Raw genomic sequence first — 1,203 nt, forward strand, 5'->3', positions numbered from 1 at the left:
ACATTAAAATGGGTAGTAATTCAGTCAACATTACATGTACTTATGGGATTTATAATGGCTCTTATTTTAAGAAGAAAGCCAAAGGGATGGAAATTTGCAAGAGTTGCATATGTAATTCCTAACATTATCCCAACAGCAGCAACAGCAGTTATGTACTCATTGCTTTTAAACCCTACATTCGGTGTAGTAAAAATGTTATATGAAAAATTAGGAATTGATACTATGCAGGTTGTTAACCTTTTCGGAAATTCAAAATATGCTTTCTGGACAGTAACAGCTACATGGGTTTTCTACTCAGGATTTAACATGCTTATATTCTTAGGTGAAATGGGAGCTATAAGCCCTGAAATATATGAAGCAGCTCAGGTTGATGGAGCAACAGCAGGACAGGCTGACAGATACATTACAATTCCAATGATGAAAAATGCATTTGGAACATGTGTAATTTTAGCATCAGTAGCAATGGTTTCTCAGTTCGATATCATTTACATGACAACACGAGGAGGCCCTGGAAACTCAACTCTTAATCTTCCAATGTATTTATATAAAATCATAACACTTGAAAATAACTATGGTAAAGCTAATGCAGTAGGTGTAATTCAGATTATCTTAGGACTTGTATTAGTTATATTAATTCAGAGATTGTTTAATCAGAAGAAAGAAATAGAGGAGGTATAAAATGTCAGAAACAATTAACGTACCAAGAACTTTAAAAAAACAGCCTCTTGCTATTAGAGTAATCGCAGGCATTGCGAAATATATTTTCTTATTAATAATAGTAGCTATTTCAATTGGACCTATTATTTGGGCAGCATTAAGTTCATTTAAAACTTATGCAGAAATCAATGCATCAGCATTGTCATTGCCAAAGAGCTTTAATTTTAAAAACTATGCAGATGCATTTAAATATGCACCAATTCAGAAATATTTCTTAAACAGTGTAATTGTAGTAGGTGTCAGCGTATTAGTTACATTATGTGTAGTTGCAATGTGTGCATATATAACAGCAAGATATAATTTTAAATTAAAAACAATTTTGGTTCTTATGATTTCAGCATCATTAATGCTTCCTGCACAGGCAATTTCACAGCCATTGTTCTCAATCTTTAAGACACTCGGATTGTATGATACAAAGCTTGGATTAATTATTGTTTATGCAGCTATGGGTATTCCAATGTCATTCTTCGTTATGACAAGTTATTA

Annotated in this window: 1 protein-coding gene and 1 pseudogene; both read left to right on the forward strand. The window is 32.5% G+C overall.

The genetic code is table 11. From position 1 onward, the window contains the following. On the forward strand, positions 1-678 hold a 678-nt coding region (locus ABMA45_RS00345), incomplete at its 5' end, for a carbohydrate ABC transporter permease (protein WP_348029856.1). A 1-nt stretch (position 679) separates the two neighbouring features. Beyond that, positions 680-1,203, forward strand: a pseudogene (locus tag ABMA45_RS00350) (carbohydrate ABC transporter permease); the annotation flags it as partial.

This window comes from Eubacterium sp. CAG:156, assembly GCF_000434315.1.
Lineage (GTDB): Bacteria > Bacillota > Clostridia > Lachnospirales > Lachnospiraceae > Eubacterium_U > Eubacterium_U album.